Source organism: Rhodococcus sp. PvP016, from assembly GCF_017832185.1.
GTDB lineage: Bacteria > Actinomycetota > Actinomycetes > Mycobacteriales > Mycobacteriaceae > Rhodococcoides.
The window spans coordinates 2,092,415-2,118,668 of sequence record NZ_JAFIBH010000001.1; the positions used below are offsets into that span (position 1 = coordinate 2,092,415).

Sequence of the window (26,254 nt, forward strand, 5' to 3'; positions counted from 1 at the left end):
AGGTGTGCCGGAATTACCCGAGGTCGAGGCTCTCGCGGGCTTCCTGCGTGAGCATGCGCTGGGAGCGGTGATCGGACGTATCGACGTCGCCGCCCTGAGTGTGCTGAAAACGTTCGACCCGCCGGTCACCGATCTGCAGGGCAAGGACATCACCGCGGCCGCCCGATTCGGCAAGCACCTCGGCATCGAGGCCGGCGGGCTCTGGCTGATCACTCACCTCTCCCGCGGCGGCTGGCTGCGCTGGGCCGACACACCGTCGTCGGCGCCGCCCAAGCCGGGCAAGGGGCCGCTCGCACTCCGCGTGCATCTCTTCACGCCCGAGGGGCTCACGCCCGCGTTCGACCTCACCGAGGCGGGGACGCGCAAGCGGCTCGCGGTGTGGGTCGTGCGGGATCCGCAGGAGGTGCCCGGCATCGCCCGCCTGGGCCCGGACGCTCTCGCGGTGACGGAGCCGGAATTCGCGGAACTGCTCGCCCGCAAGAGTTCTCGGCTCAAGACCGCGCTGGTGGATCAGCAACTGCTCGCCGGAATCGGCAACGCCTACAGCGACGAGATCCTGCACACCGCGAAGCTCTCGCCGTTCGCCACCACCGCCTCGCTCACCCCCGAGTCGGTGACCCTGCTGTGGACCACGATGCGCTCGGTCCTGCTCGACGCCGTCGCGCGGTCCGAGGGTCAGGACGCGGCACGGCTCAAGGGCGAGAAGCGGTCCGGTATGCGGGTGCACGCGCGGACGGGCATGCCCTGCCCCGTCTGCGGCGACACCGTGCGCGAGGTGTCCTACGTCGACCGGTCGTTCCAGTACTGCCCCACGTGCCAGACCGGCGGCCGGATTCTCGCCGACCGCCGTCTGTCCCGTCTCGTGAAGTAGCCGATCAGCGGAAGTCCTGCGACGACTCGTTCTCCGTTCCGGCCGAGGATCCGGTCGGTGTGTCGTAGCCGCTGAAGCCCTCCCACGCGGCGCGGCGGGATCCGAGCGGATCGTTCTCCATCCGCGTCGCGCTGTCGAAGATCCGAGTGGCGCGCCCGGGCACCTCGTAGCGGGTCCAGTCCGCTTCGGGCGCACCCGTTCTCGCGAAGGCGAGCCACTGCTTCTGCACCTCGTCGGTGACGGCCACCGAGCTGCCCCAGTCGCCCAGGAGCGCGAACAACTTGCCGACGCGGGCGCGGTAGACGCCGAACACGGCGAACAGTTCGGAACCGTGCGTCGAGTACAGCTTCAGCAGGTCGAACAACCGCGGCGAGTAGTCGTAGCGGTACACGTAGGTGGGCGCGTGATCGGTGTGTGCGTCCGCGATCTCGAGTGACGGGCGCCAGAAGGTGATGTCGCCGCCGAAATCGATGGCGGACAGGCCTTTCGGGTACCCGGGGTACTGGGCGAGAATGCGATCCTTGGCCGACGGGTCGGTGTTCGCGAAGAGGCGGTCGATGCGCTCGACATTAGTGGGAAGGGCGTCGAGCCATTTGGGGAACAGGGTGCCCTCGTGCTCGTTGCTGCCGATGATCATCGGCACCGGGTGCGCGCGGCCGGATCGGTACGCCTCGAGCGGCGCTTCCGGCACGTAGTCCCCGTCGACGCTGGGCCCGAACGGAATGAGCCCGGGAGTCTCCTTCAGGCTCTTCGAACCCAGCCGGTGAGCAGCTTTCAGCAGATCGGCCACGTCGGCGCCCGCGAGCGCGTCCGCGGCGGTGTCCGGAGTGGCACCGAGCAGCTCGACGAAGTCGCGTCCCCACTTCTCGCTGCGGTCGGACGTGGCGACCATGCCCGGCGCCGAGCTCTGCGAGATGGCCTTGTGGAAGAGGCCCTTCGTGGCGGGCACGGTCGTCAACGTGGTGACGGCGTTGCCGCCGGCCGATTCACCGAAGATGGTGACGTTGTCCGGATCGCCGCCGAACGCGGCGATGTTGCGCTGGACCCACTGCAGCGCGGCGACCTGGTCCCGCAGCCCGAGATTGCTGTCGAAGGTCCGGTCGGGCGTCGAGAACTGTCGGAAGTCGAGGTACCCGAGGGCGCCGAGTCGGTAGTTGAGCGAGACGTAGACGATGTCGCCCCGGCGGACCAGCGACGTGCCCGAGTACATGGAGGTGGCCGACGTTCCCAGCGTGTAGGCGCCGCCGTGGATGAACACCATGACGGGGCGGGGGCCGGTGGACGGGGTGGCCGGCGCGCTGACGTTCAGCGTCAGGCAGTCCTCGCTGGTGCCCTGTCCCTTGATGGGACCGATGGGGGAGCGGCCCGAGTCCTGGACCGCCGCGTCACCCCAGCGGGTGGCGTCCCGGACACCCTCCCACGCCGTCGGCGGCTGCGGTGCGCGCAACCGCAGCGGTCCGACCGGCGGCTGCGCGTACGGGATGCCCCGCCACTGCGCGATACCGCGCGCGACGAATCCGCGGACCTGCCCCTCGCTCGTGGTGATCTCTGTCGAAAAATCTCCCTGCCCCATCCGGCCGACTATACGGAGAGCCGAGTGAGCACACTCGGGGTATGACGTTCACCTGTCCCATCGAGATCGTGCAGCTTCTCGTGTCTCCGTCACATGCCTACTTCGGCCGTAGCAAGGACGGGCCCGCCGCCGACGTGCGCACGCAGCTGCCCTCGTCCGTCGAGGTGGTGACCGGGAAGGGCATCCGGGGCGACCGGTTCTTCGGCGTGAAGGCCCACACCGAGGCGGCCATCACGTTCCTGGCCGTCGAGGCGTGGGAGACGGCGGTCGCCGAGGCGAACGCCCTGCACCCGGACGACGAACCGTGGGACGGCGACGTGAGCGTGGCCCGTCGCAACATCGTCGTGCGTGGTCTCGAGCTCGACCCGCTCCGAGGCGAGGACTTCGTCGTCGACACCGGTGACGGCCCGGTGCTCCTGCGTGGGGGGCGCCCCGCGCACCCGTGCGCGTGGATGGACAGCATGGTGGTGGACGGCACCCGCAAGGCATTGATCGGACGCGGTGGTCTGCGGACCGCGCCGATCAGCTCGGGCACGCTCCGAGTCGGACACGGCGTCGTGATCTCCCCGGTCCCACTCGACCCCGCGCGCGCAGCACTGTCCGTGCGGCGCGCCCAGCCGCTGCCGCGCGGTTAGCTTCCGTCGCGAGCGGCCTCGAGCAGGCGCAACCATACCTCGCTCATCGTCGGGTACGACGGGACCGCGTGCCACAGCGTCTCCAGCGGGACGCGACCCACCACCGCGATGGTGGCGGCGTGCAGGAGTTCCGCGACACCCTGGCCGACCAGCGTGAATCCGACGATCACGTCGCTCGACGTGTCGATCACCATCGACGCGTGTCCGGCGAAGTCGTCCTGGCGCAGCGAGCTTCCCGCGACGGCGATGTCCATCTCGACCACCCGCACCGGCAGACCGGCGTCCCGCGCCTTCTTCTCGGTGAGACCCACCGACGCCACCTCGGGGGTGGTGAAGACGACCTGGGGCACCTGGCCGTGGTCGGCGCTCGCGCGGAACCTGCTGCCGTCGATCGGTCGCCCCTCGGCGCGCGCGGCGATGACGTCGCCGCACACGCGTCCCTGGTACTTGCCCATGTGGGTGAGAAGGGCGCGACCGTTGACGTCGCCCACCGCGTAGAGCCACTCGTCCTTCGCCGTCAGATGGTCGTCGACGGCGATCGAGTCCCCGGTGGGCAGGCCCACCGCGTCGAGTCCCAGGTCCCTGGTGGCCGGCCGTCGGCCTGCGGCGACCAGGATCTCGTCGACCTCGAGTGTGTCGTCGCCGATCGTCACCGAGGCGGGACCGCCGTGAAGGTGGCCGTACCCGGTGTCCTGCGCGTCGGGTCGCGACACCGTGGCGACCTGCGACTCGAACAGGATGCGCGCACCCGCGGCGGTCAGCGCGTCGGCCACCGCGGCCCCGGCGAACGGCTCCGATCCGGCCAGCAGCGAGGTTCCGCGCACGACCATCGTGACCTCCGCGCCGAGGGCCAGCAACCATGTCGCCGACTCGCAGGCGACGACGCCCCCACCGATCAGGATGATCCGCTCCGGCACCTCGTGCAGGTTGGTCGAATCGCGGGACGTCCACGGAAGTGCTTCGCGCAGTCCGGGAATCGGCGGCACCGTGGCCGTGGTGCCGGTCGCGAGGACCACTGCGTGCCGAGCGCGCAGAACCCGATCGCCCACTGTCACCTCGCGCTCCCCGGACACCCGGCCGTGACCGCGCACGACGTGGATGTTCGCGCCCTCGGCCCACTCGACCTGGGAGGAGTCGTCCAGCCCGTGCGTGTAGCTCTCGCGGCGCGCGAGCACCGCGTCGACGTCGAGACGCGCGTCGCCGACGATCTCGCGAACCCCCGGCATCGCGCGGGCCTGGTTCAGCACGGAGGCGGGCAGGAGCAGCGCCTTGCTGGGCATGCAGGCCCAGTACGAGCATTCACCGCCCACCAGTTCGTGCTCGACGATGGCGGCGGTGCGATCACTGCCCGCGATCGCGTACTGCGCCGCGTTCTCGCCGACGGGTCCTCCGCCGATCACGATGACGTCGTACTCGTCGGTGCTGCTGTCGCTCACTGATCCTCCAGAGTTCTGAGTTGGTCGTGGTGGCTAGTGTGTGCCCGATGGGGAGACAGAAGATCGTGATCACCGGGGCCAGTTCGGGTCTGGGCGAGGAGATGGCGCGGCGGTTCGCGGCGATGGGCCGCGACGTGGGGCTGTGTGCCCGGCGGGTGGACCGGCTCGAGGCTCTGCGCGCCGAGCTCACCGCCCGGCATCCGGACATCACCGTGGCGGTCGCCGCGATGGACGTGACGGATCACGAGTCGGTCGTCGCCGGTGTCGAGGCGCTGCGCGACTCTCTCGGCGGACTGGATCGCATGATCGTGAACGCCGGTCTCGGCAAGGGCGCGAGACTCGGCACCGGCCGCGCGGGCGTCAACCTCGAGACCGCACGCACCAACTTCGTCGGAGTGGTGTCCCAGGTCGAGGCAGCGCTGGCGGTGTTCCGTGAGCAGAATGCCGGTCACCTCGTCCTCGTGTCGTCGGTGAGTGCCGATCGCGGACTACCCGGATCCAAGGCCGTGTACTCCGCGTCGAAGGCGGGAGTCTCGGCACTCGGCGAAGCGCTGGTCGCCGAACTCCGCCGCACACCCATCGCAGTCACCACCGTGCTGCCCGGGTACGTCGCCACCGACATGTCCTCCCGCGCCGGAGACGCCGGCCGGCTGATGTCGTCACTCGACGACGGCGTCTCGGCCATGGTCGAGGCCATCGAGAAGGAGGTCACGCGCTCCGCGCTGCCGGGTCTCACCTGGAAGGCGATCGACGTCGTGTTGCGCGCGCTCCCTCGTCGCGTCACGGACGGGCTCGTCTAGCTACTGCAGGTAGTTCTCGACCTGTGAGACGGGCTGCGCCTCGGCATCGTCGGGGGAGAGTCCGGCGTCCTTCTTGGCGCGCCGCTGACGCAGCAGGTCCCAGCACTGGTCGAGGGCCTTCTCGAGCTTGTCGAGCTGCGCCCGCTCCTCGCTGGGATCGAGCTCGCCCGCCTCGGTGCGCGAACGCAACTCGTGCTCGGTGTCGACCAGGTCCTTGATCTTCGCGTAGATGTCGGTCTCACTCATGAACGCAGTCACCTCTCTGGAGTCGGTGGTGTTCACCGTACTCACCAGAAGTCGGGTGTGAGGTGGTGATGACCGAGTGCCGTCGCGATCGCGTCGCGAACCTGCTCCACCGAGTGCGCCTCCGCAGGATCGGTGACCACCACCGACAGCGTGTAGGCGTGATCGTGGCGACAGAGATAGGCCGACAGGATGGTCGGCGACGCGGCGGACTGCTCGTGGCGCAGTCCCGGGTGGATCGCCCGCGCGGCGACGCGTACCGCGGGGTGACCGCCGATGGTGCGCACCGCCTCGGGAAGCGGACCGATGTTGGAACACAGGGCATCTCGCCGTCCCGTCGACGGTGCGAGGAGCGCGGCGGCGCGTTCGGGGACCACGTGCAGCAACTCGTCGGGGAAGCCCGCGGGACCGGTCAGCGGGCTTCGGTACGCCGTCTTCGCGCGTCGTCGGATGTCGGCCAGTGAGTCGGATTCCGTGATGCGGACCGCCGTCACCGAGATCGCGTTGGCACCGCCGGCCTCGACCTTCATCGGGACGCCGAGCAGGACCGACCCGTCGGTGTCGCCGGATGTTGTCGAACATCGCAGCGTCGCGACGACGGCCGCGACGACGGACAGGAACACCACGTTCGGAGTACCCGCTCCCTCGGCGGCGACCCGATCCCACTGCGTCGCATCGACATCGGTGCTCACGGACAGGACTTCCCACGCGAGGGGACGGTCCGGCGCAGGAGTTCCGGTCCTCGACGCCTGCAGGTACTTCATCAGTTCGGCGCGACGGGCGCGACTGACGGCGAGCGCGGAGACGGCCACGGCGGTGCGGCCGACGACGGTCGACAGTGTCGCCAGTGCATCGGCGGTGTCGGTGGTGTCGTCGTCCGGGGCGATCGGGTCCGGGACGCCGGACAGCGCCGCCGCTGCCGCGTCGATGAGTCCGCGCGCGTCGGCGATGACGTGGGAGCACACCAACGAGACGGTGGTTCCGTTCCCGCAGGGCGCCGCCGTCAGTCGCCAGCCCGGTCCGTACTCGGGATCGAGCGAGACGTCGGCGCACGACTCGGCCCAGCGGACCGGGTCGTCGGTCGGCTCCGTCCACCGGACGCCGGGGCGCCCCGATGCCCGGACCCAGCGTCGACGCGCGCCGGGCAGACGCGAACTGACGATCCGCACACCCAGACGTCCCTCGGCGAGCCGAGCGTCGATCAGGTCGAGTGCGTCTCGGGTGATGGGTTCCTCGGTGACCCAGACACCCTGCATCGCAACGGGTATGCCGAAGCCTCGATGTGTGCGGAGAAAGATCTCGTCGACGACGGAGAGGCGAGTCACTCGAGCGGTGCTCCGTGTCGTCCGGCGCCGGACGCGAACTTCTGCGCACCGTCGAACGCGTCGACGAGCGAGGTGGCACCGTGCCGGAACTCGTTCGCCATCGCCGCGCGATGGTCCAGGCCCTCCTGCTCGAGCGCCGACAGGCGGTCCCCGCGCAGGCACGCCTGCGGGAACTCGGCCAGGGACGCGGCGAGATCCTCCGCGGCAGCGCGGCAGGTGCCCGTGGGAACCACCCGGTTGGCGAGTCCGAACGTCAGCGCCTCCTGCGCGTCGACGGCGCGCCCGGTGAGGATCATGTCCATCGCCCGCGACGTACCGATCGCCCGTGGCAATCGCACCGTTCCGCCGTCGATCAGCGGCACACCCCAGCGCCGACAGAACACACCGAACACGGCGTCGTCGTCGGCGACGCGCAGGTCGCACCACAGAGCGAGCTCGAGACCGCCGGCGACCGCGTGGCCGGACACCGCGGCGATGACGGGCTTGGACAGTTCCATACGGGTGGGCCCCATCGGTCCGTCACCGTGCTCGGTCGCCACGTTCGAGCGATCGGTGCCCAGTGCCTTGAGGTCGGCACCGGCGCAGAAGGTTCCGCCGTCTCCCCACAGCACCGCGACCGATGCCGTCGGATCCGCGTCGAACTCCTCGAAGGCCTCCACCAGAGCGGCCGCCGTCGGACCGTCCACAGCATTGCGTGCCTCGGGTCGGTGGAGGATCACCGTGACCACCGGACCTCGGCGTTCGATCCGCACGTTCATGGTCCGACCGTACCGCTGCCCACGCTCGGTTGTGGTTGTTCACGAGGGCGCCGGAGAAAGTTGGCCCGATGTGTAACGCCCGGACGGGTGGCGGCGACATGGTGTGTGAGACCGTGCCGGTCCGTCAGACCCCCGACCCGACGGACCGGCGCGGTCTCGCTGTACGTCAGCGTCCGCGTTCGCTGCGGTACCAGTCGATCAGCGCACTCGTCGACGAATCGAGGTCCGTGCCCGGGCCGTCCGCATCGGTCAGCACCGGCGTCAGCTCCTGCGCCTGGGTCTTGCCCAGCTCGACTCCCCACTGGTCGAACGAGTCGATGCCGAAGATGACGCCCTCGACGAAGACCTGATGCTCGTAGAGGGCGATGAGCTGGCCCACCACCGACGGCGTGAGTTTCGGCGCGAGGATCGACGTCGACGGTCGGTTGCCCGGCATCACCTTGTGCGGCACGATGTCCGCGTCCGTGCCTTCGGCGGCGATCTCCTCCGCCGTCTTGCCGAAGGCCAGCACCTTCGTCTGAGCGAAGTAGTTGCTCATGAGCAGATCGTGCATGCTGCCCGTGCCGTCCGCGGTGGGGAGATCGTCCGTCGGTTCGGCGAAGCCGATGAAGTCCGCCGGCACGAGTCGGGTTCCCTGGTGCAGCAATTGGTAGAAGGCGTGCTGGCCGTTGGTTCCGGGCTCGCCCCAGAAGATCTCGCCGGTGTCCGTCGTGACGGGCGTTCCGTCGGCCCGGACCGACTTGCCGTTCGACTCCATGGTGAGCTGCTGCAGGTAGGCGGCGAACCGGTTCAGATCGTTCGAGTACGGCAGCACCGCGCGGGACTGTGCGCCGAAGAAGCTGGAGTACCAGACTCCCAGCGTGCCCAGCAGGATCGGCGCGTTGGACTCGAGCGGCGCCTCGCGGAAGTGCTGGTCGATCACGTGGAAGCCCTCGAGGAAGTCCGCGAACGCCTCGCGGCCGACGGCGAGCATCACCGACAGGCCGATGGCGGAATCGACCGAGTAGCGGCCGCCGACCCAGTCCCAGAAGCCGAACATGTTCGCGGTGTCGATGCCGAAGTCCGACACCTTCTCCGCGTTGGTGGACACCGCGACGAAGTGCTGGGCGACGGCGTCGTCACCCAGTGCGGCCGTGAGCCAACGCCGGGCGGCCGTGGCGTTGGTCAGCGTCTCGAGTGTGCCGAAGGTCTTGGAGGCGACGATGAACAGCGTCGACGCCGGGTCCAGGTCGGCGAGCGTGCCGACGAGATCGGCCGGGTCGACGTTGGAGACGAAGCGCGCCGAGATGCCGGCGTCCGCGTAGTGCCGCAGAGCCTGGTAGACCATCACCGGGCCCAGGTCGGAGCCGCCGATCCCGATGTTGACGACGGTGCGGATCCGCTCACCGGTGGCGCCGGTCCACTCGCCGGATCGCACTCGATCGCTGAAATCGCCCATCCGCGTGAGGACTTCGTGCACGTCGGCCACCACGTCCTGGCCGTCGACCTCGAGTGACGCGTCCGACGGCAGCCGCAGCGCGGTGTGCAGCACGGCTCGGTTCTCCGAGGTGTTGATGTGCTCGCCCGCGAACATGGCGTCCCGACGCCCGGTCACGTCCGCTGCCCGTGCGAGATCGAGCAGCAGTTCGAGGGTCTGCCGCTCGACCCGGTGCTTGCTGTAATCGATGTACAGGTCGCCCGCGGTGACGGTCAGCTCGCTCCCGCGCGACGGATCGTCGGCGAAGAAGTCACGGAGATGGCGATCGGCCACCGCCTCGTGATGCGAGACGAGCTCGGTCCAGGCTTCGGTGCTCGTGATGTCGGCGCTCATGAGCCCTGACCCTAATCGCTGGGCACCCGAGCCGCTCAGACATGCCGACCGGCCTCCGGCCTGCCCGCTGACATGCGATCGCCGTGCGGGAGTGCGTGACGAGTCCGGCCCCACGGGGTAGACAGTCGATACAGCCGGGCGACCCGGCGAGCAGCGACGAGGAGTGCGAGAGACGTGAGTGAAGGAACGAGCAGTGCAGCGACGACCCGGGAGAAGGACCTGATCGCGTCCGTCCCCACGAAGTTGTGGATCGGGGGCAAGCAGGTCGACGCGGAGAACGGCGCCACGTTCCCGGTTCGGGATCCCTCGACGGGGGAGGTGCTCACCGAGGTCGCGGACGCGAGTCCCGCCGATGCCGCCCGCGCTCTCGACGAGGCCGTCGCGGTGCAGAAGTCCTGGGCCGCCACCCCGGCGCGACAGCGCGGTGAGATCCTGCGGGCGGTCTTCGAGTCGATCACCGAGCACGCAGACGACATCGCGTTGCTCATGACGCTGGAGATGGGCAAGGCCTTCGCCGAGAGCCAGGCCGAGGTGAAGTACGGCGGAGAGTTCTTCCGCTGGTTCTCCGAGGAGGCGGTCCGCATCGCGGGGCGGTACACGCCGGCGCCCGCGGGCAACGGCCGGATCCTGGTGACCAAGCAGCCCGTCGGCCCGGTGCTGGCCATCACGCCGTGGAACTTTCCGCTGGCGATGGGCACCCGCAAGATCGGGCCTGCCCTCGCGGCGGGATGCACGATCCTGGTCAAGCCCGCCTCGGAGACTCCGCTGACGATGCTCTACCTGGCGAAGCTCATCTCCGAGGCAGGGCTGCCCGAGGGCGTGCTGTCGGTGCTGCCGACGTCGAAGTCCAGCGCCGTCACCGGACCGCTGATCGACGATCCGCGACTGCGCAAGCTGACCTTCACCGGCTCCACCGAGGTGGGACGGATGCTCGTGGAGAAGTCGTCGAAGAATCTCCTGCGGACATCGATGGAGCTGGGCGGCAACGCGCCCTTCGTCGTGTTCGACGATGCGGACATCGACGCTGCCGTCGAGGGCGCGATGCTCGCCAAGATGCGCAACGGTGGCGAGGCCTGCACGGCCGCCAATCGGTTCCACGTGCAGAACTCGGTCAAGGACGAGTTCGTCGCCAAGGTGACCGAGAAGATGCGCACCATGACGGTCGGGCGGGGCAGTGATCCGGACACGAAGCTCGGGCCGCTGATCAACGAGGAGCAGCGCGACACGGTGGCCGAACTCGTCGACGACGCGGCGTCCAAGGGCGCGACCGTCGCACTCGGCGGCACTGCGGAGGAGGGGCCGGGCTGGTTCTACCCCGCCACCGTGCTGACCGACGTTCCCGGTGACGCACGAATCCTGAGCGAAGAGGTCTTCGGACCGGTGCTCGCGGTGCGCGGCTTCGAGACCGAGGAGGACGGGATCGCCGCGGCGAACGACACCGAGTTCGGCCTGGCTGCGTACATCTTCACGCGGGACCTGGATCGGGCGCTGCGCGTGGCGGAGGCCGTGGAGACCGGCATGGTGGGTGTCAATCGCGGGGTGATCTCCGACGCGGCCGCACCGTTCGGTGGGATCAAGGCGTCGGGATTCGGTCGCGAGGGCGGAAGCGAGGGGATCGAGGAGTACCTCGAGACCAAGTACATCGCCCTGCAGTGATGCGGTGAGGCGCGGGAACCGCCCGTCGCGTGGGCGGTTCCCGGTCGAGCAGGTCGAGCTGTGGACTCAGTGTCCGAGGCGGCCGCGGCCCAGGCGGAGCAGGAGCATGGCCAGCGTGTGACCTTCCTGGCCGAGGTCGCTGAAGCGCTGGAGGACCTTCATCTCGCGGCTGTGGACGAGGCGGGGTCCGCCCTGTGCCATCCGCGTCTGGCCGATGGTGCGGGACACCTCGGAGCGGCGCTTCACGGCGGCGAGGATCTCGGCATCGAGTCGGTCGATCTCCTTGCGGAGCTCGTCGATCTCGGCTTCGGACGTCGGCAGGTTCGCGTCGTCGGCGTGATCTTTCGACTCGGACGACGCCGATGCTGCGGTGGTGTGAATCGCTGTGCTCATATCAACTCCTCGTGTCAGAACGTGTGTCGCTCTGCTCTCACGTTCTGTTACGTAGATTCCAAGAATTCTCGAGGACGCCACGAAATGCCTGGTCAGGGAATCGGATGCGGTCGGCGTCATGCCGTCCGCGAGTCCGGGCCCGAGCAAGAGTATGCCCGGCCCGCACTCGGCGTAAAGAAGTAGCCGAACGGCGTCGTTCGGTTCCGTCGTCCGCGTGCGTGTGTCACAACAGGGATTCGGCGCCCACGGCCCGAGTGATGGTGTCGGTGTCGGTGTCCGCCGGTAATCTGGACGGACGATGAACACACAGTCACCCGCACGTGCCACCAGGTCCTCGGACCAGCTCCTCGAGGGCCTCAATCCCCAGCAGCGCGAGGCAGTGATGCACTCGGGGGGACCACTGCTCATCGTGGCGGGTGCCGGTTCGGGCAAGACCGCCGTGCTGACTCGTCGCATCGCGTATCTCCTGGCGGAGAGAGATGTCACACCCGGCCAGGTCCTCGCGATCACGTTCACCAACAAGGCCGCGGCGGAGATGCGGGAGCGCGTCGTCCAGTTGGTCGGGCCGCGCGCCAACTTCATGTGGGTGAGCACGTTCCACTCGAGCTGCGTGCGGATCCTTCGCAGCCAGGCGGCGCTGCTTCCCGGCCTCAACTCGAACTTCTCCATCTACGACGCGGACGACTCGCGTCGGCTTCTCACGATGATCGGCAAGGATCTGCAGCTCGATCCGAAGAAGTTCTCGTCGCGTCTGCTGGCGACGCAGATCTCCAATCTGAAGAACGAGCTGATCGATCCGGACCAGGCCGTCGCCGATGCGGAGAAGGAGCCGGCCGAGCTGCCGGCCGTCATCGCGAAGGTCTACGGCCACTACCAGCAGCGCCTGCGGGCGGCCAACGCATTCGACTTCGACGATCTCATCGGCGAGACGGTGGCACTGCTGCAGAGCCATCCGGACGTCGCCGAGTACTACCGGCGGCGCTTTCGCCACGTCCTCGTCGACGAGTACCAGGACACCAACCACGCGCAGTACATGCTGGTGCGCGAATTGGTGGGCACCGGATCGACGGCAGAGGGCGACGTCGCCGCGGTCCCGCCGAGCGAACTGTGCGTGGTGGGCGACGCGGACCAGTCGATCTACGCGTTCCGCGGCGCGACCATCCGCAACATCGAGGAGTTCGAGCGCGATTATCCGGATGCGCGGACCATCCTGCTCGAGCAGAACTACCGGTCCACCCAGACCATCCTGGCGGCTGCCAACGCCGTCATCTCGCGCAACACCAACCGCCGAGACAAGCGGCTCTGGACGGACACCGGCGACGGCGATCCGATCATCGGCTACGTGGCGGACAACGAGCACGACGAGGCCAAGTTCGTGGCGTCGGAGATCGATCGGCTGGTCGACGGCACCGACTACAAGTATTCCGACGTCGCGGTGTTCTACCGGACCAACAACTCCTCGCGCGCGCTCGAGGAGATCTTCATCCGCCTCGGTCTGCCCTACAAGGTGGTGGGCGGCGTGCGCTTCTACGAGCGCAAGGAGGTACGCGATGTGGTCGCGTACCTGCGCGTGCTGGCCAATCCGGACGACACGGTGAGCATGCGGCGCATCCTCAACACCCCGCGCCGCGGGATCGGTGATCGCGCCGAGGCCTGTGTCGCCGTGCACGCCGAGCGGAAGAACATCAGCTTCAACGCCGCGCTCCTCGATGCCGCGGCCGGCTCCGTGGCGCTGCTCAACACACGCGCGCAGAACGCCATCGCGTCGTTCATGGAGATGATCGGCGAGCTGCGGGCCACCATGAACGCGACCGATGCCGACGGCAACGACGTCGCGGACATCGGCGACATCGTCGAGGCAGTGCTCGACCGCACGCGGTATCGAGCCGAACTCGAGGCCAGCTCGGACCCCCAGGACGGCGCCCGCCTCGACAACCTCAACGAACTGGTCAGCGTGGCCCGCGAGTTCAGTGCCGACGCACGCAACCTCCAGGGCATCGAGGATCTCGAGGTGGGGGTCGACATCAACGCGGACCTCGGCGTCGCGTCCACGGAACCCGAGGACACCGACGGTGTGGCCGAGCCGGGTTCGCTAGCCGCCTTTCTGGAGCGGGTCTCGCTGGTGGCCGACACCGATCAGATCCCGGACAACGGCGACGGCGTCGTCACGCTCATGACGCTGCACACGGCCAAGGGGCTCGAGTTCCCGGTCGTGTTCGTCACCGGGTGGGAGGACGGCCAGTTCCCGCACATGCGAGCGCTCGGTGATCCTGCCGAGTTGTCCGAGGAGCGTCGCCTCGCCTACGTGGGCATCACGCGTGCGCGGCACCGGCTCTACCTCACTCGCGCGATCATGCGGTCTGCGTGGGGGCAACCCATCAACAACCCCGAATCGCGCTTCCTGCAAGAGGTTCCGCAGCATCTCATCGACTGGAAGCGAGAGGATCCCGGCGTCGGCAGCGGCTTCGGTTCCAGTGGCGGCTCGGGGCGCCAGCGCGACTGGACGTCGAATCCCCGTGGTGGATGGTCCGGTGGGTCGTCGCCGTCGGCCACGCCGGCACCCAGCTTCGGCAAGGCCCGGTCCAACAACACCCTGACACTCGCCGTGGGAGATCGCGTGAGCCACGACAAGTACGGCCTCGGGACCGTCGTCGAGTCCGAGGGATCAGGTCAGCGTGCGATGGTGCTGATCGACTTCGGCACGTCCGGTCGCGTGAAGATGATGCTCATCGGCGGAGTGCCGATGACCAAGCTGTAAGAGGACACGGACACAAGTCCGGCGCCACCGTTCATGACGGTGGCGCCGGAGCTTCGACGTGTGGTGGAGGTGACGGACCTCAGTCGCGCTCGGGGCCGAGGGCGATACCGCGGGACGCCAACCAGGGGAGCGGGTCGATCTTGTTGTCGCCCGTGAGGTGGACCTCGAAGTGGAGGTGCGGGCCGGTGGACTGGCCGCGGTTGCCCATCTTGGCGATCTCGTCGCCGGCCATGACCGTCTGGCCCACCTGGACCTCGGACGAATCGATGTGGCCGTAGACGGTGATGGTGCCGTCGGCGTGCTGCAACCGGACCCACAGTCCGAAGCCGGCGGCGGGGCCCGAGTCGATGACGGTTCCGTCGGCCACCGCGTACACCGGCGTGCCGATGGCGTTGGCGATGTCGACACCGGCGTGCAGCGTGCCCCACCGCGAGCCGAAGCCGGAGGTGTAGGTGCCGAGTGCGGGCAGTGCGAAGAGGGGACGCCGTGCGGCGGCCTCGCGAGCCTCGCGCTCCTCGCTGAAGCGCTGGCCCTTCGCCAGGAGCTCCGAGAACTGGCCCAGGTCGACCGGTGCGGCGATGTTGAGGATCTGCGGTGCCGCGGACGTGGAGGGGGCCGTGACGGGCGCTCCGGTCGACGTGGCGGTGGGCACAGAGTCGACGTGCGCGGCAGGCTGGTCCGCGACGATGCCGGCGGCGGTGGAGCTGTCGACGATTCCTGCGGACGCGGCAGCTGCCGGTGCCTGGCCGGCGGCCAGCGCGTACTCGGAGGTCTCGGTGCGCTCGGCGGGCTGCGCGTTGTCGATGGCAGCCTGGCCGGCGGCGACGACGGCACCTGCGGCGACGGCGACGACAGCGACGCGTCCCTTGAGGGCGGACGGCGGAGCCGGGATGCGGTGCGCACCGCTGCGCTTGACGGCCATCTCGTCGGCAATGGCGGCGGACGTCATCGACGGCGCTGCTCCGGCCGGAGTGGCGACGAGGAACGACGTTGCCGGCACCGAGCGGCGGCGGCGCGTGGGCGCATCGCCGACGGCGGCCGGGGTGTACGCGGGCGCCGACGCCACGTAATCGCTGGACTCGTGCGCACGGTCCCAGGGGGACGATGCTGCATCGGTCGACAGGGTTTCGAGGGGGCCGGTGTCGGTCAGATGACCGTCCGCCGGCGTGAACACGGTGGTGTCGTGCTCGAACTGCTGGGCCTCGTACTGCTGGGAATCGAACCGACTGTCGTCGGTGGCGTCCGAGACGAAGCGTGAGCGTGTGAACGGAGTTCGGTGGTGCTGCAAGACCTGCCGTCCTCCTGTTTCGTGACCTACCCGTGATGTGGAACCTCGTGGACGGTAACGAAATGGTCGCGGCGGGCGCAAGCCAAACGGCTTCTCGGGTCACATATGTGAGGTGGCTCACAAGGTGTCCTGGGTTTACTCGAGGAGGAGTCCCGACGCCGATCAGGCACATCGGTGATCTTCCTGTGATCGAGGCGGGCAGCATCACGATCGGCGGACACGAGGACCGGATACCGTTCGTCATCGTGACACAGCCGACATCCGCGGGCCTTCGTACCTCTCGTTCCGCGTCCGACCCCGTCCGGCTCGGTGCCCGCGTGCTCGGAGTCGTCGGAGCGCTGGCGGTGGCGGCCGCTCCGTATGTTCCCGTCGTCGGCGGCGCCGACGTGGGCCCCCCGGTGCGGGGCGCGGCCGTCGTCTCGTCGGCGCTCTGGGCGGCGATCGCCCTGGCGCTCCTGGTGCGCGCGACCCGGCCGTGCACCCTGCCCGTGCTCGCGACGCTGGGCGCCGTCGCACTGGGATCGATCGTGGCCGATCTTCAGCTCTTCGTCGGAGCGATCGACGCCGACCGGTTGGAGCTGTTCCGTCCGATCTCGGCCGCGGCGCTGGAGGCGGGTCCCGGAGCTGTGGTGGTGACGCTCGGACACGCGCTGGTCGTCGTCGCCGGGGCACTGGCGGCAGTCGCACTCGCACGGTCGGTCGAGTGGGACGACTTCGACGAGGATCCCGTCGCCCGTCGATCCGCATCGGTCGTGGTCGCCGCGGGCGTCGTGGGCGCTCTCGCACTCGCCGTCTCGTTCCTCCTGCCCGCCTACGTGAGCACCGATGCCGTCGTCCTCGCTCCCGCTCCGGTCGCCGGACCCGTCGTGTCGGCTCTCGGCGGTGGACTGTCCGCGGTCGCGGTGCTGGTGGGCGTGGCCTACGCGTTCTCGTCCACCAGCAGATCCGCGGCGGTCGGCGCACTGACCGGTGTGGTCGCGGCGTCGGCGACCGTCGTCGGCGTCCGCCTGGCTGCTGCGGTCGGGGCGGGGGACCGCATCGGCCTCGGCGCGGGCACGGTCGTCGGAGTCGGCGGGGTCCTCGCCCTCGGCGTGGTCACACTGGCGACGGCACGCGCGACCTCCGGATCCACGAACCCCGAATCCACGAACTCCGTGCCCCGGCTCGTACGGTCCGCCGCTCCCTCGAACTCGACGCGGCGGCACGTCGTCGCGGGAGCGGTGACAGTCCTGACGGGCGTCGCTCTCGGTGTCGGCGCGGTCCTGCCGCTCCTCGACGTCTCGACCGGCTCCGTCCCGACGGTGGTGGGGGATCGCGCGGTGGCCGCGTACGCCGTCGTGACCGTCGTCGGCGGCGTGCTGTTGCTGTTCTCGGAGTTCGCCGCTGCGGTGCGGCCTGCGGTGCCGCTGATCGTCACGGGCCATCTGGCGCTCGCGGCCGCGGTGCTGCAGGCGCTCGTGCTGGGCGTCGGTATCGACGGCGTCTCCGTCGGCGCGGGCGGCTGGCTGCTGGTCGTCGGCACGCTGCTCGGTCTGCTCACGCTCGTGCTGGTCGCCGCGGCGGGTGCCTCGGAGCGGGACGGTGTCGACACCAGCGATCTGGCCGGGGCCTCGCGCCCTCTCGCAGCCGCGCTGGCCGTCGCGGCCGGTGTCGCCGCACTGGGTCTGCTCCTGCCGCAGTACGACGTGGGCGGGGAGACCGGCGGCTGGATCGGGGCGCTGCCCTGGGGATGGGACGTGTGGGGTCGGCTGGCACTCGTGACTGCCGTGCTTGTCGGCGCCGCCATTGCGGCCCGCGCTCGGGCGCCGCGCGCCGCGGCACTCCAGGTCGGGTCCGCGGTGGCTCTGGCAGGTGTCGCGCTGAGCCCGATCCTCGGCGGCGCCGGCCCCGGCGTGACGGCGTCATCGGGGGCCTTCGTGACCGCTGTCGGCGCTGCGGCATCGGCGCTGGTGGCGGCGGGATTTTTTCGTACTGGTGAGTAGATGTCGGCGCAGGTCGGTGATCTGAACCACAAGTTCGACGGGCTGTCGATCAGGCCTCTCGGTGGAAAGTTACAGTCGCAAGTCGGACCCGCTCCTACCCCTCGAGCGGGCGTCAACGCAGACGAGATGGTGAGCTGATGGATCTCTTCGAATACCAGGCGAAGGAACTCTTCGCCAAGCACGAGGTTCCGACGTCGGCAGGCCGTGTCACCGACACGGTTGCCGGTGCACGACAGATCGCCGAAGAAATCGGCAAGCCTGTCATGGTCAAGGCCCAGGTGAAGGTCGGTGGCCGCGGCAAGGCCGGCGGCGTGAAGTACTCCAAGGACGTCGCCGAGGCCGAGGCGAACGCGGAAGCGATCCTCGGACTCGACATCAAGGGCCACGTCGTCAAGAAGCTCCTCGTCGCCGAGGCCAGCGACATCGCGGAGGAGTACTACATCTCCTTCCTGCTCGACCGCACGAACCGCACGTACCTCGCGATGTGTTCCGTCGAGGGTGGTGTCGAGATCGAGGTCACCGCCGAGGAGAACCCGGACGCGCTCGCCCGCATCCCCGTCGACGCCGTCAAGGGTGTCGACCTCGCCTTCGCGCGTGAGATCGCCGAGGCCGGCAAGCTTCCCGCCGAGGTGCTCGACGCCGCGGCCAACACGATCCAGAAGCTGTGGGACGTCTTCATCAAGGAAGACGCGCTGCTCGTCGAGGTCAACCCCCTCGTGCGCACGCCGGACGACCAGATTCTCGCGCTCGACGGCAAGGTCACCCTGGACGCCAACGCGGACTTCCGTCAGAAGGGCCACGCCGAGTTCGAGGACGCCGACGCGGCGGACCCACTCGAGGCGAAGGCCAAGGAGAACGACCTCAACTACGTCAAGCTCGACGGACAGGTCGGCATCATCGGAAACGGTGCCGGACTGGTCATGTCGACCCTCGACGTCGTCGCCTACGCCGGTGAGGCTCACGGTGGCGTCAAGCCCGCCAACTTCCTCGACATCGGCGGCGGCGCCTCGGCCGAGGTCATGGCCGCGGGCCTCGACGTCATCCTCGGCGACGAGCAGGTCAAGAGCGTGTTCGTCAACGTCTTCGGCGGCATCACCGCGTGCGACGCGGTCGCCAACGGCATCGTCGGCGCCCTGAAGACGCTGGGCGACACCGCCTCCAAGCCGCTGGTCGTCCGCCTGGACGGCAACAAGGTCGAAGAAGGCCGGAAGATTCTCGCCGATGCTGCGCACCCGTTGGTGACACTGGCCGAGACCATGGACGAAGGCGCCGACAAGGCCGCCGAGCTGGCTGCGAAGTAGAGGGCACCGAAACTATGTCTATTTTCCTGAACAAGAACAACAAGGTCATCGTCCAGGGCATCACCGGCGGCGAGGGTACGAAGCACACCGCCCTGATGCTCAAGGCCGGTACGCAGGTCGTCGGCGGCGTCAACGCTCGCAAGGCCGGAACCACGGTGAAGCACACCGCAGCCGACGGTTCCGACGTCGAGCTTCCCGTCTTCGGCTCCGTCGCCGAGGCCATGGAGAAGACCGGCGCCGACGTGTCCATCGCGTTCGTCCCGCCGGCGTTCTCCAAGGACGCCATCGTCGAGGCCATCGACGCGGAGATCCCGCTGCTCGTCGTCATCACCGAGGGAATCCCGGTGCAGGACAGCGCGTACGCGTGGGCCTACAACGTCGAGAAGGGCAAGAAGACCCGCATCATCGGGCCGAACTGCCCCGGCATCATCACCCCCGGCGAGGCACTGGTCGGCATCACGCCCGCCAACATCGCCGGCAAGGGACCCATCGGCCTCGTCTCGAAGTCGGGCACCCTGACCTACCAGATGATGTTCGAGCTCCGTGACTTCGGTTTCTCCACGGCCATCGGCATCGGCGGCGACCCGGTCATCGGCACCACGCACATCGACGCCATCGAGGCGTTCGAGAACGATCCCGACACCGAGATCATCGTCATGATCGGTGAGATCGGTGGCGACGCCGAGGAGCGTGCAGCCGACTACATCAAGGCGCACGTCACCAAGCCCGTCGTCGGCTACGTCGCCGGCTTCACCGCTCCCGAGGGCAAGACCATGGGCCACGCCGGCGCCATCGTCTCCGGCTCGCTGGGAACGGCGCAGGCCAAGAAGGATGCCCTCGAGGCGGCCGGTGTGAAGGTCGGCAAGACGCCGTCCGAGACCGCTGCCCTCGCGCGCGAGATCCTCGAGAAGAAGTAGTCACTCTTTCTTCTCTCACACGAGGGAGGCCGGTTTCCCGCTCGGGAAGCCTGCCTCCCTCGTGTCGTTCCGGGGGACTACCGTCGAGGTATGAGCATTCCCGCGACTCACTCCGCCATCGTCTCCACGGAACCCGGCTCCGTCGACGCCGACTCGTCGTTCGTGCAGATCGAGCGAGAGACCCCCTCTCCCACCGGCTTCGACATCCTCGTGCGTGTAAACGCCGTCTCCGTCAATCCGGTGGACACGAAGGTTCGTACCTCCTTCGATGCGTCGGACGGCCCGAAGATCCTCGGCTTCGACGCCGTCGGCGAGGTCGTCGCGGTGGGTTCCGACGCTCAGGTGTACGTGCCGGGGGATCGAGTGTTCTACGCAGGATCCATTGCTCGGGACGGCAGCAACGCCGAGTTCCAACTCGTCGACGAGCGGATCGTCGGCCACGCACCGTCGTCGCTGTCGTCCGCGGACGCCGCAGCCGTGCCGCTGACCGCCATCACGGCGTGGGAATCGCTGTTCGTCCGGCTCGGACTCGGAAAGAACAGCACCGGAACACTTCTCGTGATGGGAGCCGCCGGCGGTACCGGGTCGATGATCATCCAGCTCGCCCGGGCACTGACCTCGCTCACCGTCGTGGCCGCGGCATCGCGCGGCGAATCCCGCGACTGGGCAGTGGACATGGGCGCGCACCACGTGGTCGACCGACACGCGCTCGTCGACGAGGTCGGTGCCCTGGCACCGGACGGCGTCGAGTACGTGTTCTCCCCGTTCTCCGAGGGCAATGTCGACGCCTACGCCGCGGTGATGGCAGTGCACGGTCAGGTCGTGGCCATCGACGATCCGGTCGGCCTGGACCTGATGCCGCTGAAGGCCAAGAGCCAGACCTGGCACTGGGAGCTGATGTTCACGGTGCCGTTGTCGTTGCCGGAGAGCACCTCTCAGCGTGACATCCTCGATACCGTGTCGCGCATGATCGACGAGGGCGCGCTCCGTACTACCGCCACGACCACGCTCGCACCGCTCGACGTGGACACTCTGCGGGACGCGCACCGACGGGTGGAAAGCGGCGGCACCATCGGCAAGGTGGTCGTCGCGCAGTAGGAAAATCGTGCCCGAGTTCTTGTCGGTGGGGTCGGTTACTGTCTGATCAGGTCGTCGGGGGGCGGCCTGATCGGGGCATCACCGGGGGGTGAATTCATGTACGACGCAACAGGTTCCGTCGGTGTACTGGTGTCGACGAAGGTCGAGGCCCAGGCCTCGTTCACCCGCACTGTCGCCGCGTCGTGCTCTTACATCCGCGAAGAATCTCGTCGTCCCGCGGTGCTCGGCCCCGGTGGGGTGTTCGATGCTGATGCCGCCGAAGCGTGCGCGGTGGCGGAGGTCGCCTCGGCGCTGTCGGTGTCCACCGGCACGGTGACGGAGTGGCTTTTTCTCACCCGTACGGCTCGGCCGGCGGTGTTGGAAGCGTTCGATGCGGGCCGGTTGGCGTACGCGGCGTTCCGCACGGTGTGCCGATCGTTGGCCGGGTTCCCGAATGCGACCGAAGCGTTGCTGCAGCGCGTCGTCGCGGCCGCATCGAGGTGCACCCCGGGTGCGGTCGCCGCAGCGATCGATCGGATCCTCGCCGACTTCGACGCGGAGTGGCACCGCATCGCCCGAGAGCGGGCGGCGCTGGAGCGGGCAGCGACGGTTCGGAAGCTCCCGCGCGATCAGGCGGAACTGAAGATTCGTGGTCCGGCGGAGAAGGTCGCCGGGATGTTGCGGGCCATCGCTGCTGCCGCGCGTGGGGTGACCGATCCGACGTCGCTGCCGGCGCGGTTGTTCGACGGCCGCTCACGCGATCATGACCGGCACACCTCTGCCGTGCGACTGCGCCGACGAGAGTTGCGTCCACGCGACGTCGCCGGCCGCACCGGCCGATCGTGCCGTCATCGTCCTCGACGCCGCCACGGCAGCCGGGTTGGCCGGGGAACCCGGCCACCTCGTGGGTTGGGGACCGGTACCAGCCGATGTGGCCCGCACGATCGCCGGGGATGCGACCTGGCAGGCGATCATCACCGCCGCCGAGGTCACTGCACCGCGGGCGGGGTGCAGTTGCCGGTGCCCGCAGCACGACCCTCCGACCGACTCCGAACCACCGGGCCCGCCGGTGCCGATCACCGGGCGAGAAGTCCGCCGCACCCGACGCATGCCGGCAGGCTGGACCCCCACCACGGGGAAACTGGGTAGCACGGCAACCCGGAAAGTCAGGGAGCAGGTCGAGTACCTCCGCGCACTCCCATCATCGGCGTTGGACCGAGCCGTCGCCGACCCCGACGGCCACGGCGGATTCGCCGTGCCTCCGGACGGGGCGCTGACGTATCGCCCGTCCGAGGCGGTCGCAGCGCTGGTGACAGCGTTGTATTGGACGTGCGTGCACCCTGGATGTGCTGTGCCCAGCGAGGACTGCGACCTCGACCACATAGTGCCGTTCGACCACACCGACCCCTGGAGAGGTGGTTGGACCGTCACCGGCAACCTCGAACCCCTCTGTCGCCGACACCACGGACTGAAAACCCGTAGGCAGTGGCACTATCGCATGCTCCGCGACGGCATCGTCCACATCCGCGACTCACACGGAAACGACTACCTCACCGCACCCGGCGAGTGAGCGAACCGTTCGAATCACCCAGAGCGCAACGGTGGTTCCGCATCGGCCCGGGCGATGTACTTCCGGGCATGACGATCACCGACACCCGTCCCGCCGGCGCCGCCACCGAAGCGCGCTGGATCACCGCTCCCACGACGTCCGCGGAATGGATCGACCGTGCCCACGAGGTGGCCGCGATCCTCGCCGTCGACGCCGTCGCTCGTGATCGCGCCACCGAGGCGCCGCACGAGGAGGTGACGTTGCTGAAGGAGTCCGGCCTGGTCACGATCCTGGGGCCGGCCGAGTTCGGTGGCGGCGGGCAGACCTGGGAGACCGCATACCAGGTGATCCGCGCCGTGGCCGCCGCCGACGGGTCGATCGGACAGCTGCTCGGCTACCACCTGCTGTGGTTCTGGGCGGCACGTCTGGTCGGAACGAAGGAGCAGATCGCCGCCGTCGAGCAGGCCGCCACCGAGAACACCTGGTTCTTCGGCGGCGCGGTCAACCCGCGCGACAACGATGTCGAGATCACCGACGAGGGCGACACGATCGTCTACAACGGTGCCAAGACGTTCTCCACGGGCAGTCGTGTCTCCGACGTGACCGTGCTCGAGGGGGTGCTCGCCGGTACCGACACCCACGTCTTCGCCATCGTCCCGTCGAACTCCGAGGGCCTGACGTTCCACGACGACTGGGACAACATCGGTCAGCGTCGCACCGAGAGTGGCAGTGTCACCATCGATCACGTTCGTACCGACTGGAGCTCGGCCGCCGGATTCGCGAACAAGGCTTTCGAGCCGCGGGTCTACAACACCCTCAACGTCCCGATCATCCAGCTGGTGTTCGTCAACTTCTACCTCGGCATCGCACGCGGAGCCCTCGAGACCGCTGCCGACTACACGCGCACCACCACGCGAGCGTGGCTGCACAGCACCGTGGACAACGCGCTCGACGAGCCCTACATCATCGACCTGTACGGAGACCTGACCGCGAAGCTCTGGGCCGCAGAGGCTCTCGCGGACGCCGTGGCCGTGGAGCAGCAGCGCATCCACGAGAACGCCTGGACCGTCACCGAGCACGAGCGCGGCGAGCACGAGGTGCGCGTCGCCGCAGCGAAGGCACGCGCCACGGAGGTCGCTCTGGAGATCACGTCCGGCATCTTCGAGGGGCTCGGAGCCCGCGCCACCGCGTCGAGTCACGGATTCGACCGCTTCTGGCGCAACGTGCGCACGCACACGTTGCACGATCCGGTGGCCTACAAGCGCCGCGAGGTCGGCCGCCACGTGCTCACCGGCGAGTTGCCTCAGCCCACCTGGTACTCCTGAAATCATATGTCGCGCACTATTATCGAACCGAGGACTGCATGAGTACAGAGAAGATCGCCGACGAAGTGAAGTTCGCCTACTGGGTGCCCAACGTCAGTGGTGGCCTCGTCACCAGCGACATCGAGCAGCGCACCAGCTGGGAGTTCGAGTACAACAAGAAGCTCGCGCAGACGGCGGAGAACAACGGGTTCGAGTACGCGCTGAGTCAGGTCCGGTACGAGGCCAGCTACGGGGCCGAGTTCCAGCACGAGTCCACGAGCTTCAGCTTGGGACTGCTCCTCGCGACCGAGCGCCTCAAGGTCATCGCCGCCGTGCATCCGGGTCTCTGGCAACCGGCCGTACTCGCGAAACTCGGTGCGACTGCGGACCATCTGTCCAACGGACGCTTCGCCGTCAACGTGGTGAGCGGGTGGTTCAAGGACGAGTTCACGCATCTCGGTGAGCCCTGGCTCGAACACGACGAGCGTTACCGACGCAGCGCCGAGTTCCTCCAGGTGCTACGCAAGATCTGGACCGAGGACGACGTCGATTTCCGCGGCGACTTCTACCGCATCCACGACTTCACCTTGAAGCCCAAGCCGCTCAACACACCGGAGCGCCCCAACCCCGAGCTCTTCCAGGGCGGCAACTCGTCGGCGGCGCGGGAGAACGCAGGTCGGTACTCCGACTGGTATTTCTCCAACGGTAAGGACTTCGACGGCATCACCGAGCAGATCGACGGCGTGCGGCGCGTCGCGCAGGCCCATCAGCGTGAGGTGAAGTTCGGTCTCAACGGCTTCATCATCGCCCGCGACACCGAGAGGGAGGCGAGAGACACCCTCCGCGAGATCATCGAGAAGGCGAACAGGCCCGCGGTCGAGGGGTTCCGCGGTGCCGTGCAGCAGGCCGGCAGTTCGACCTCGGACAAGAAGGGCATGTGGGCCGACTCGAGCTTCGAGGACCTCGTGCAGTACAACGACGGCTTCAAGACTCAGCTGATCGGTACGCCCGAACAGGTGGCGACGCGCATCGTCGACTACCGCGACCGCGGCGTGGACCTCATCCTCGGCGGTTTCCTGCACTTTCAGGAGGAGATCGAGTACTTCGGAGCGAAGATCCTGCCGCTGGTGCGGGAGATCGAGGCCGCGCGGGTGGGTGGCCGCGAACCCGTCGGCGTCGCCTGAGCGAGAAGTCACTCACCGCGGGTCCGTAGTGTGGGTGAGCGGCGCGGCCGCCGCAGTCGGCGGCCCACCGACGACCAGCACCGAGGAAGAGGAATCGAGATGACCTTCTCACCAGGGGGACCCGACCACGACCACGGCCGGACGGACCCGCGGACGACCACCTTCGGAGACCCGTCCACGGAGACCGGGCAGGTCGACGACAGCTCAGCGTCGGTCGACCGAACGGACGGCGCCGCGACCCCGTCCACCGACACGGAAAGCCACACGACCGAGCAGATCGCGGCGCGCACGACGCAGGTCGCCCGCATCGCGTCGTACGTCGTCATCGGCACCGGTGTCCTCGCATTCCTGCTCGGTCTGTCCGCGCAGTTCGCGCTCGGCGGCGAGTCCTCCAACTTCTTCGAACGTGAGCTCGGCGACCCGACGTCCGTGGCGCTGCTCCTCCTCGCCGCGCTCGTCACGGCCGCGGGCCTTCTGCCGCGGCAGACGACGTCGCCGGGACTGGTCGCGGCACTGTCCGTCACCGCGCTGCTCACGCTCATCTTCCAGCTGGTGAACCGCGGGGCGGCGTTCACAGCCTTCGGTGAGACCGTCCGCGTCGGTATCGGGATCGGGTCGATTCTGGTGCTGATCCTGGCCATCGTGCAGGTGGCCGCGGCCGTCGGTGCGCTTCTCGTCGACTCGGGAGTCGTCACGGTTCCGGCGCCGCGCCCGAAGCAGCAGCAGCAGCCGTTCGGCCAGCCGGGCGGCCCGGTCCAACAGGGTCCCGGCCAGCAGAACTACGGACAGCAGGCATACGGCCACCAGGCATACGGACAGCAGGGCGCCTACGGCCAGCAGGGTTACGGGCAGCCGCAGGGCTATGGGCAGCCGCAGGGCTATGGCCAGCCGCAGAGTTACGGGCAGCCGCAGGGCTACGGGCAGCCGCAGGGCTATGGCCAGCAGGGTTACGGGCAACCCCAGGGCTACGGCCAGCCGCAGGGCTACGGCCAGCCGCAGGGTTACGGGCAGCAGGGTCAGGCGCAGCCCGGCGCCTACGGTCAGCAGGGATACGGCCAGCCGCAGGGCTACGGATCGCCCTACAGCGCTCCCACCGAGCGCTACGGGCAGCCCGTCGGCCAGACCTCCGCGGACACCGCACCCGCGCACGCCGCGTCGGCGGAGTCCGCGTCGCCTCCCACCGGCGAGCAGGCACCCGAGCAGCAGGCACCCGAGCAGCAGGCACCCGAGCAGCAGGCACCCGAGCAGCAGGCACCCGAGCAGCAGGCACCCGAGCAGCAGGCGCCGGAAGCCACCCGCGCACTCGACTTCGGCGATCGGTCGGACGAGCGCCGCTGAACCGCGTCGTCGGCGCGCCTAGGTTCTCCACCGCGCCGACGGTGAGAACCTGATCG

General features: G+C 68.8%; 22 protein-coding genes. 14 read left to right on the top strand and 8 right to left on the bottom strand.

From position 1 onward, the window contains the following. The first annotated feature begins 4 nt into the window (after positions 1–4). On the top strand, positions 5–871 hold the full coding sequence (locus JOE30_RS09780) for an Fpg/Nei family DNA glycosylase (protein ID WP_204866373.1): 867 nt from the start codon (positions 5–7) through the stop codon (positions 869–871). A gap of 4 nt (positions 872–875) precedes the next feature. Here the strand turns inward: JOE30_RS09780 and JOE30_RS09785 are convergent, their stop codons facing one another. After that, positions 876–2,444, bottom strand: coding sequence for a carboxylesterase/lipase family protein (locus tag JOE30_RS09785; RefSeq protein WP_204866374.1), 1,569 nt, complete (start codon positions 2,442–2,444; stop codon positions 876–878). 41 nt (positions 2,445–2,485) lie between these two features. Here JOE30_RS09785 and JOE30_RS09790 point away from each other — a divergent pair, with 41 nt between their 5' ends. Beyond that, positions 2,486–3,079: a molybdenum cofactor biosysynthesis protein gene (locus JOE30_RS09790; protein WP_204866375.1), complete on the top strand. Its 594-nt coding sequence runs from the start codon at positions 2,486–2,488 to the stop codon at positions 3,077–3,079. Here the strand turns inward: JOE30_RS09790 and JOE30_RS09795 are convergent. After that, on the bottom strand, positions 3,076–4,515 hold the full coding sequence (locus JOE30_RS09795; RefSeq protein ID WP_204866376.1) for an NAD(P)/FAD-dependent oxidoreductase: 1,440 nt from the start codon (positions 4,513–4,515) through the stop codon (positions 3,076–3,078). The genes JOE30_RS09790 and JOE30_RS09795 overlap by 4 nt on opposite strands. 47 nt (positions 4,516–4,562) lie before the next feature. Between JOE30_RS09795 and JOE30_RS09800 the strand changes: the two genes are divergently transcribed. After that, positions 4,563–5,315: an SDR family oxidoreductase gene (locus JOE30_RS09800; RefSeq protein WP_204866377.1), complete on the top strand. Its 753-nt coding sequence runs from the start codon at positions 4,563–4,565 to the stop codon at positions 5,313–5,315. On the opposite strand, the gene JOE30_RS09805 is transcribed toward JOE30_RS09800, so the two are convergent. From JOE30_RS09805 to pgi, 4 genes are all read right to left on the bottom strand, one after another. Further along, a complete protein-coding gene (locus JOE30_RS09805) occupies positions 5,316–5,561 on the bottom strand; it encodes a DUF2630 family protein (RefSeq protein WP_204866379.1) in 246 nt (81 codons plus the stop codon). 41 nt (positions 5,562–5,602) lie between these two features. Continuing rightward, positions 5,603–6,883: a hypothetical protein gene (locus JOE30_RS09810; protein WP_204866381.1), complete on the bottom strand. Its 1,281-nt coding sequence runs from the start codon at positions 6,881–6,883 to the stop codon at positions 5,603–5,605. Further along, positions 6,880–7,641, bottom strand: a complete 762-nt coding sequence (locus JOE30_RS09815) for a crotonase/enoyl-CoA hydratase family protein (protein WP_204866383.1) — start codon at positions 7,639–7,641, stop codon at positions 6,880–6,882. The genes JOE30_RS09810 and JOE30_RS09815 overlap by 4 nt, the downstream gene beginning before the upstream one ends. Positions 7,642–7,807: 166 nt before the next feature. Further along, complete coding sequence (pgi, locus tag JOE30_RS09820) at positions 7,808–9,451, bottom strand: glucose-6-phosphate isomerase (protein WP_204866384.1); 1,644 nt, start codon at positions 9,449–9,451, stop codon at positions 7,808–7,810. 174 nt (positions 9,452–9,625) lie between these two features. On the opposite strand from pgi, the gene JOE30_RS09825 reads away from it, so the two are divergent. Next, positions 9,626–11,107, top strand: coding sequence for an NAD-dependent succinate-semialdehyde dehydrogenase (locus tag JOE30_RS09825; protein ID WP_204866385.1), 1,482 nt, complete (start codon positions 9,626–9,628; stop codon positions 11,105–11,107). 66 nt (positions 11,108–11,173) lie between these two features. On the opposite strand, the gene JOE30_RS09830 is transcribed toward JOE30_RS09825, so the two are convergent. Next, positions 11,174–11,500 (bottom strand): chorismate mutase, encoded by a 327-nt coding sequence (locus JOE30_RS09830; RefSeq protein WP_239532334.1) that lies wholly within the window; start codon positions 11,498–11,500, stop codon positions 11,174–11,176. Between the two features lie 298 nt (positions 11,501–11,798). Between JOE30_RS09830 and JOE30_RS09835 the strand changes: the two genes are divergently transcribed. Beyond that, positions 11,799–14,258, top strand: coding sequence for a UvrD-helicase domain-containing protein (locus JOE30_RS09835; RefSeq protein WP_204866386.1), 2,460 nt, complete (start codon positions 11,799–11,801; stop codon positions 14,256–14,258). 79 nt (positions 14,259–14,337) lie between these two features. Here JOE30_RS09835 and JOE30_RS09840 read toward each other — a convergent pair whose 3' ends face one another. Next, positions 14,338–15,546, bottom strand: a complete 1,209-nt coding sequence (locus JOE30_RS09840; RefSeq protein WP_239532335.1) for a M23 family metallopeptidase — start codon at positions 15,544–15,546, stop codon at positions 14,338–14,340. Positions 15,547–15,791: 245 nt separating this feature from the next. Between JOE30_RS09840 and JOE30_RS09845 the strand changes: the two genes are divergently transcribed. The 9 genes from JOE30_RS09845 to JOE30_RS09885 all read left to right on the top strand — a co-directional run bounded on the left by JOE30_RS09845 (position 15,792) and on the right by JOE30_RS09885 (position 26,198). Continuing rightward, positions 15,792–17,528 carry a hypothetical protein gene (locus JOE30_RS09845; RefSeq protein WP_204866387.1) on the top strand — a complete coding sequence of 579 codons (1,737 nt, stop codon included), beginning with the start codon at positions 15,792–15,794 and terminating at the stop codon, positions 17,526–17,528. Between the two features lie 137 nt (positions 17,529–17,665). Continuing rightward, positions 17,666–18,829 carry an ADP-forming succinate--CoA ligase subunit beta gene (sucC, locus tag JOE30_RS09850; RefSeq protein ID WP_204866388.1) on the top strand — a complete coding sequence of 388 codons (1,164 nt, stop codon included), beginning with the start codon at positions 17,666–17,668 and terminating at the stop codon, positions 18,827–18,829. Between the two features lie 14 nt (positions 18,830–18,843). Then, entirely contained in the window at positions 18,844–19,746 is a 903-nt protein-coding gene (sucD, locus tag JOE30_RS09855) for a succinate--CoA ligase subunit alpha (RefSeq protein WP_204866389.1), read from the top strand. A 90-nt stretch (positions 19,747–19,836) separates the two neighbouring features. Continuing rightward, positions 19,837–20,844 (top strand): zinc-binding alcohol dehydrogenase family protein, encoded by a 1,008-nt coding sequence (locus JOE30_RS09860; protein ID WP_204866391.1) that lies wholly within the window; start codon positions 19,837–19,839, stop codon positions 20,842–20,844. A gap of 96 nt (positions 20,845–20,940) precedes the next feature. Continuing rightward, the gene (locus JOE30_RS09865) at positions 20,941–21,972 is read left to right on the top strand and encodes a hypothetical protein (protein ID WP_204866393.1); all 1,032 of its coding nucleotides are present in this window, start codon (positions 20,941–20,943) and stop codon (positions 21,970–21,972) included. Positions 21,973–22,174: 202 nt separating this feature from the next. Then, positions 22,175–22,393 (top strand): HNH endonuclease signature motif containing protein, encoded by a 219-nt coding sequence (locus tag JOE30_RS09870; RefSeq protein WP_204866394.1) that lies wholly within the window; start codon positions 22,175–22,177, stop codon positions 22,391–22,393. 68 nt (positions 22,394–22,461) lie between these two features. Continuing rightward, a complete protein-coding gene (locus JOE30_RS09875) occupies positions 22,462–23,697 on the top strand; it encodes an acyl-CoA dehydrogenase family protein (RefSeq protein ID WP_204866395.1) in 1,236 nt (411 codons plus the stop codon). 38 nt (positions 23,698–23,735) lie between these two features. Next, on the top strand, positions 23,736–24,860 hold the full coding sequence (gene sfnG, locus JOE30_RS09880; protein WP_204866396.1) for a dimethylsulfone monooxygenase SfnG: 1,125 nt from the start codon (positions 23,736–23,738) through the stop codon (positions 24,858–24,860). 99 nt (positions 24,861–24,959) lie between these two features. Then, positions 24,960–26,198, top strand: a complete 1,239-nt coding sequence (locus tag JOE30_RS09885) for a DUF5336 domain-containing protein (RefSeq protein WP_204866397.1) — start codon at positions 24,960–24,962, stop codon at positions 26,196–26,198. Positions 26,199–26,254: the final 56 nt, after the last annotated feature.

Coding starts and splice junctions, on each gene's coding strand:
- JOE30_RS09785 (WP_204866374.1), bottom strand. CDS start 2,444: ATGGGGCAGGGAGATTTTTCGACAGAGATCACCACGAGCGAGGGGCAG.
- JOE30_RS09790 (WP_204866375.1), top strand. CDS start 2,486: ATGACGTTCACCTGTCCCATCGAGATCGTGCAGCTTCTCGTGTCTCCG.
- JOE30_RS09800 (WP_204866377.1), top strand. CDS start 4,563: ATGGGGAGACAGAAGATCGTGATCACCGGGGCCAGTTCGGGTCTGGGC.
- JOE30_RS09805 (WP_204866379.1), bottom strand. CDS start 5,561: ATGAGTGAGACCGACATCTACGCGAAGATCAAGGACCTGGTCGACACC.
- JOE30_RS09815 (WP_204866383.1), bottom strand. CDS start 7,641: ATGAACGTGCGGATCGAACGCCGAGGTCCGGTGGTCACGGTGATCCTC.
- pgi (WP_204866384.1), bottom strand. CDS start 9,451: ATGAGCGCCGACATCACGAGCACCGAAGCCTGGACCGAGCTCGTCTCG.
- JOE30_RS09830 (WP_239532334.1), bottom strand. CDS start 11,500: ATGAGCACAGCGATTCACACCACCGCAGCATCGGCGTCGTCCGAGTCG.
- JOE30_RS09835 (WP_204866386.1), top strand. CDS start 11,799: ATGAACACACAGTCACCCGCACGTGCCACCAGGTCCTCGGACCAGCTC.
- sucC (WP_204866388.1), top strand. CDS start 17,666: ATGGATCTCTTCGAATACCAGGCGAAGGAACTCTTCGCCAAGCACGAG.
- sucD (WP_204866389.1), top strand. CDS start 18,844: ATGTCTATTTTCCTGAACAAGAACAACAAGGTCATCGTCCAGGGCATC.
- JOE30_RS09860 (WP_204866391.1), top strand. CDS start 19,837: ATGAGCATTCCCGCGACTCACTCCGCCATCGTCTCCACGGAACCCGGC.
- JOE30_RS09865 (WP_204866393.1), top strand. CDS start 20,941: ATGTACGACGCAACAGGTTCCGTCGGTGTACTGGTGTCGACGAAGGTC.
- JOE30_RS09875 (WP_204866395.1), top strand. CDS start 22,462: ATGACGATCACCGACACCCGTCCCGCCGGCGCCGCCACCGAAGCGCGC.
- sfnG (WP_204866396.1), top strand. CDS start 23,736: ATGAGTACAGAGAAGATCGCCGACGAAGTGAAGTTCGCCTACTGGGTG.
- JOE30_RS09885 (WP_204866397.1), top strand. CDS start 24,960: ATGACCTTCTCACCAGGGGGACCCGACCACGACCACGGCCGGACGGAC.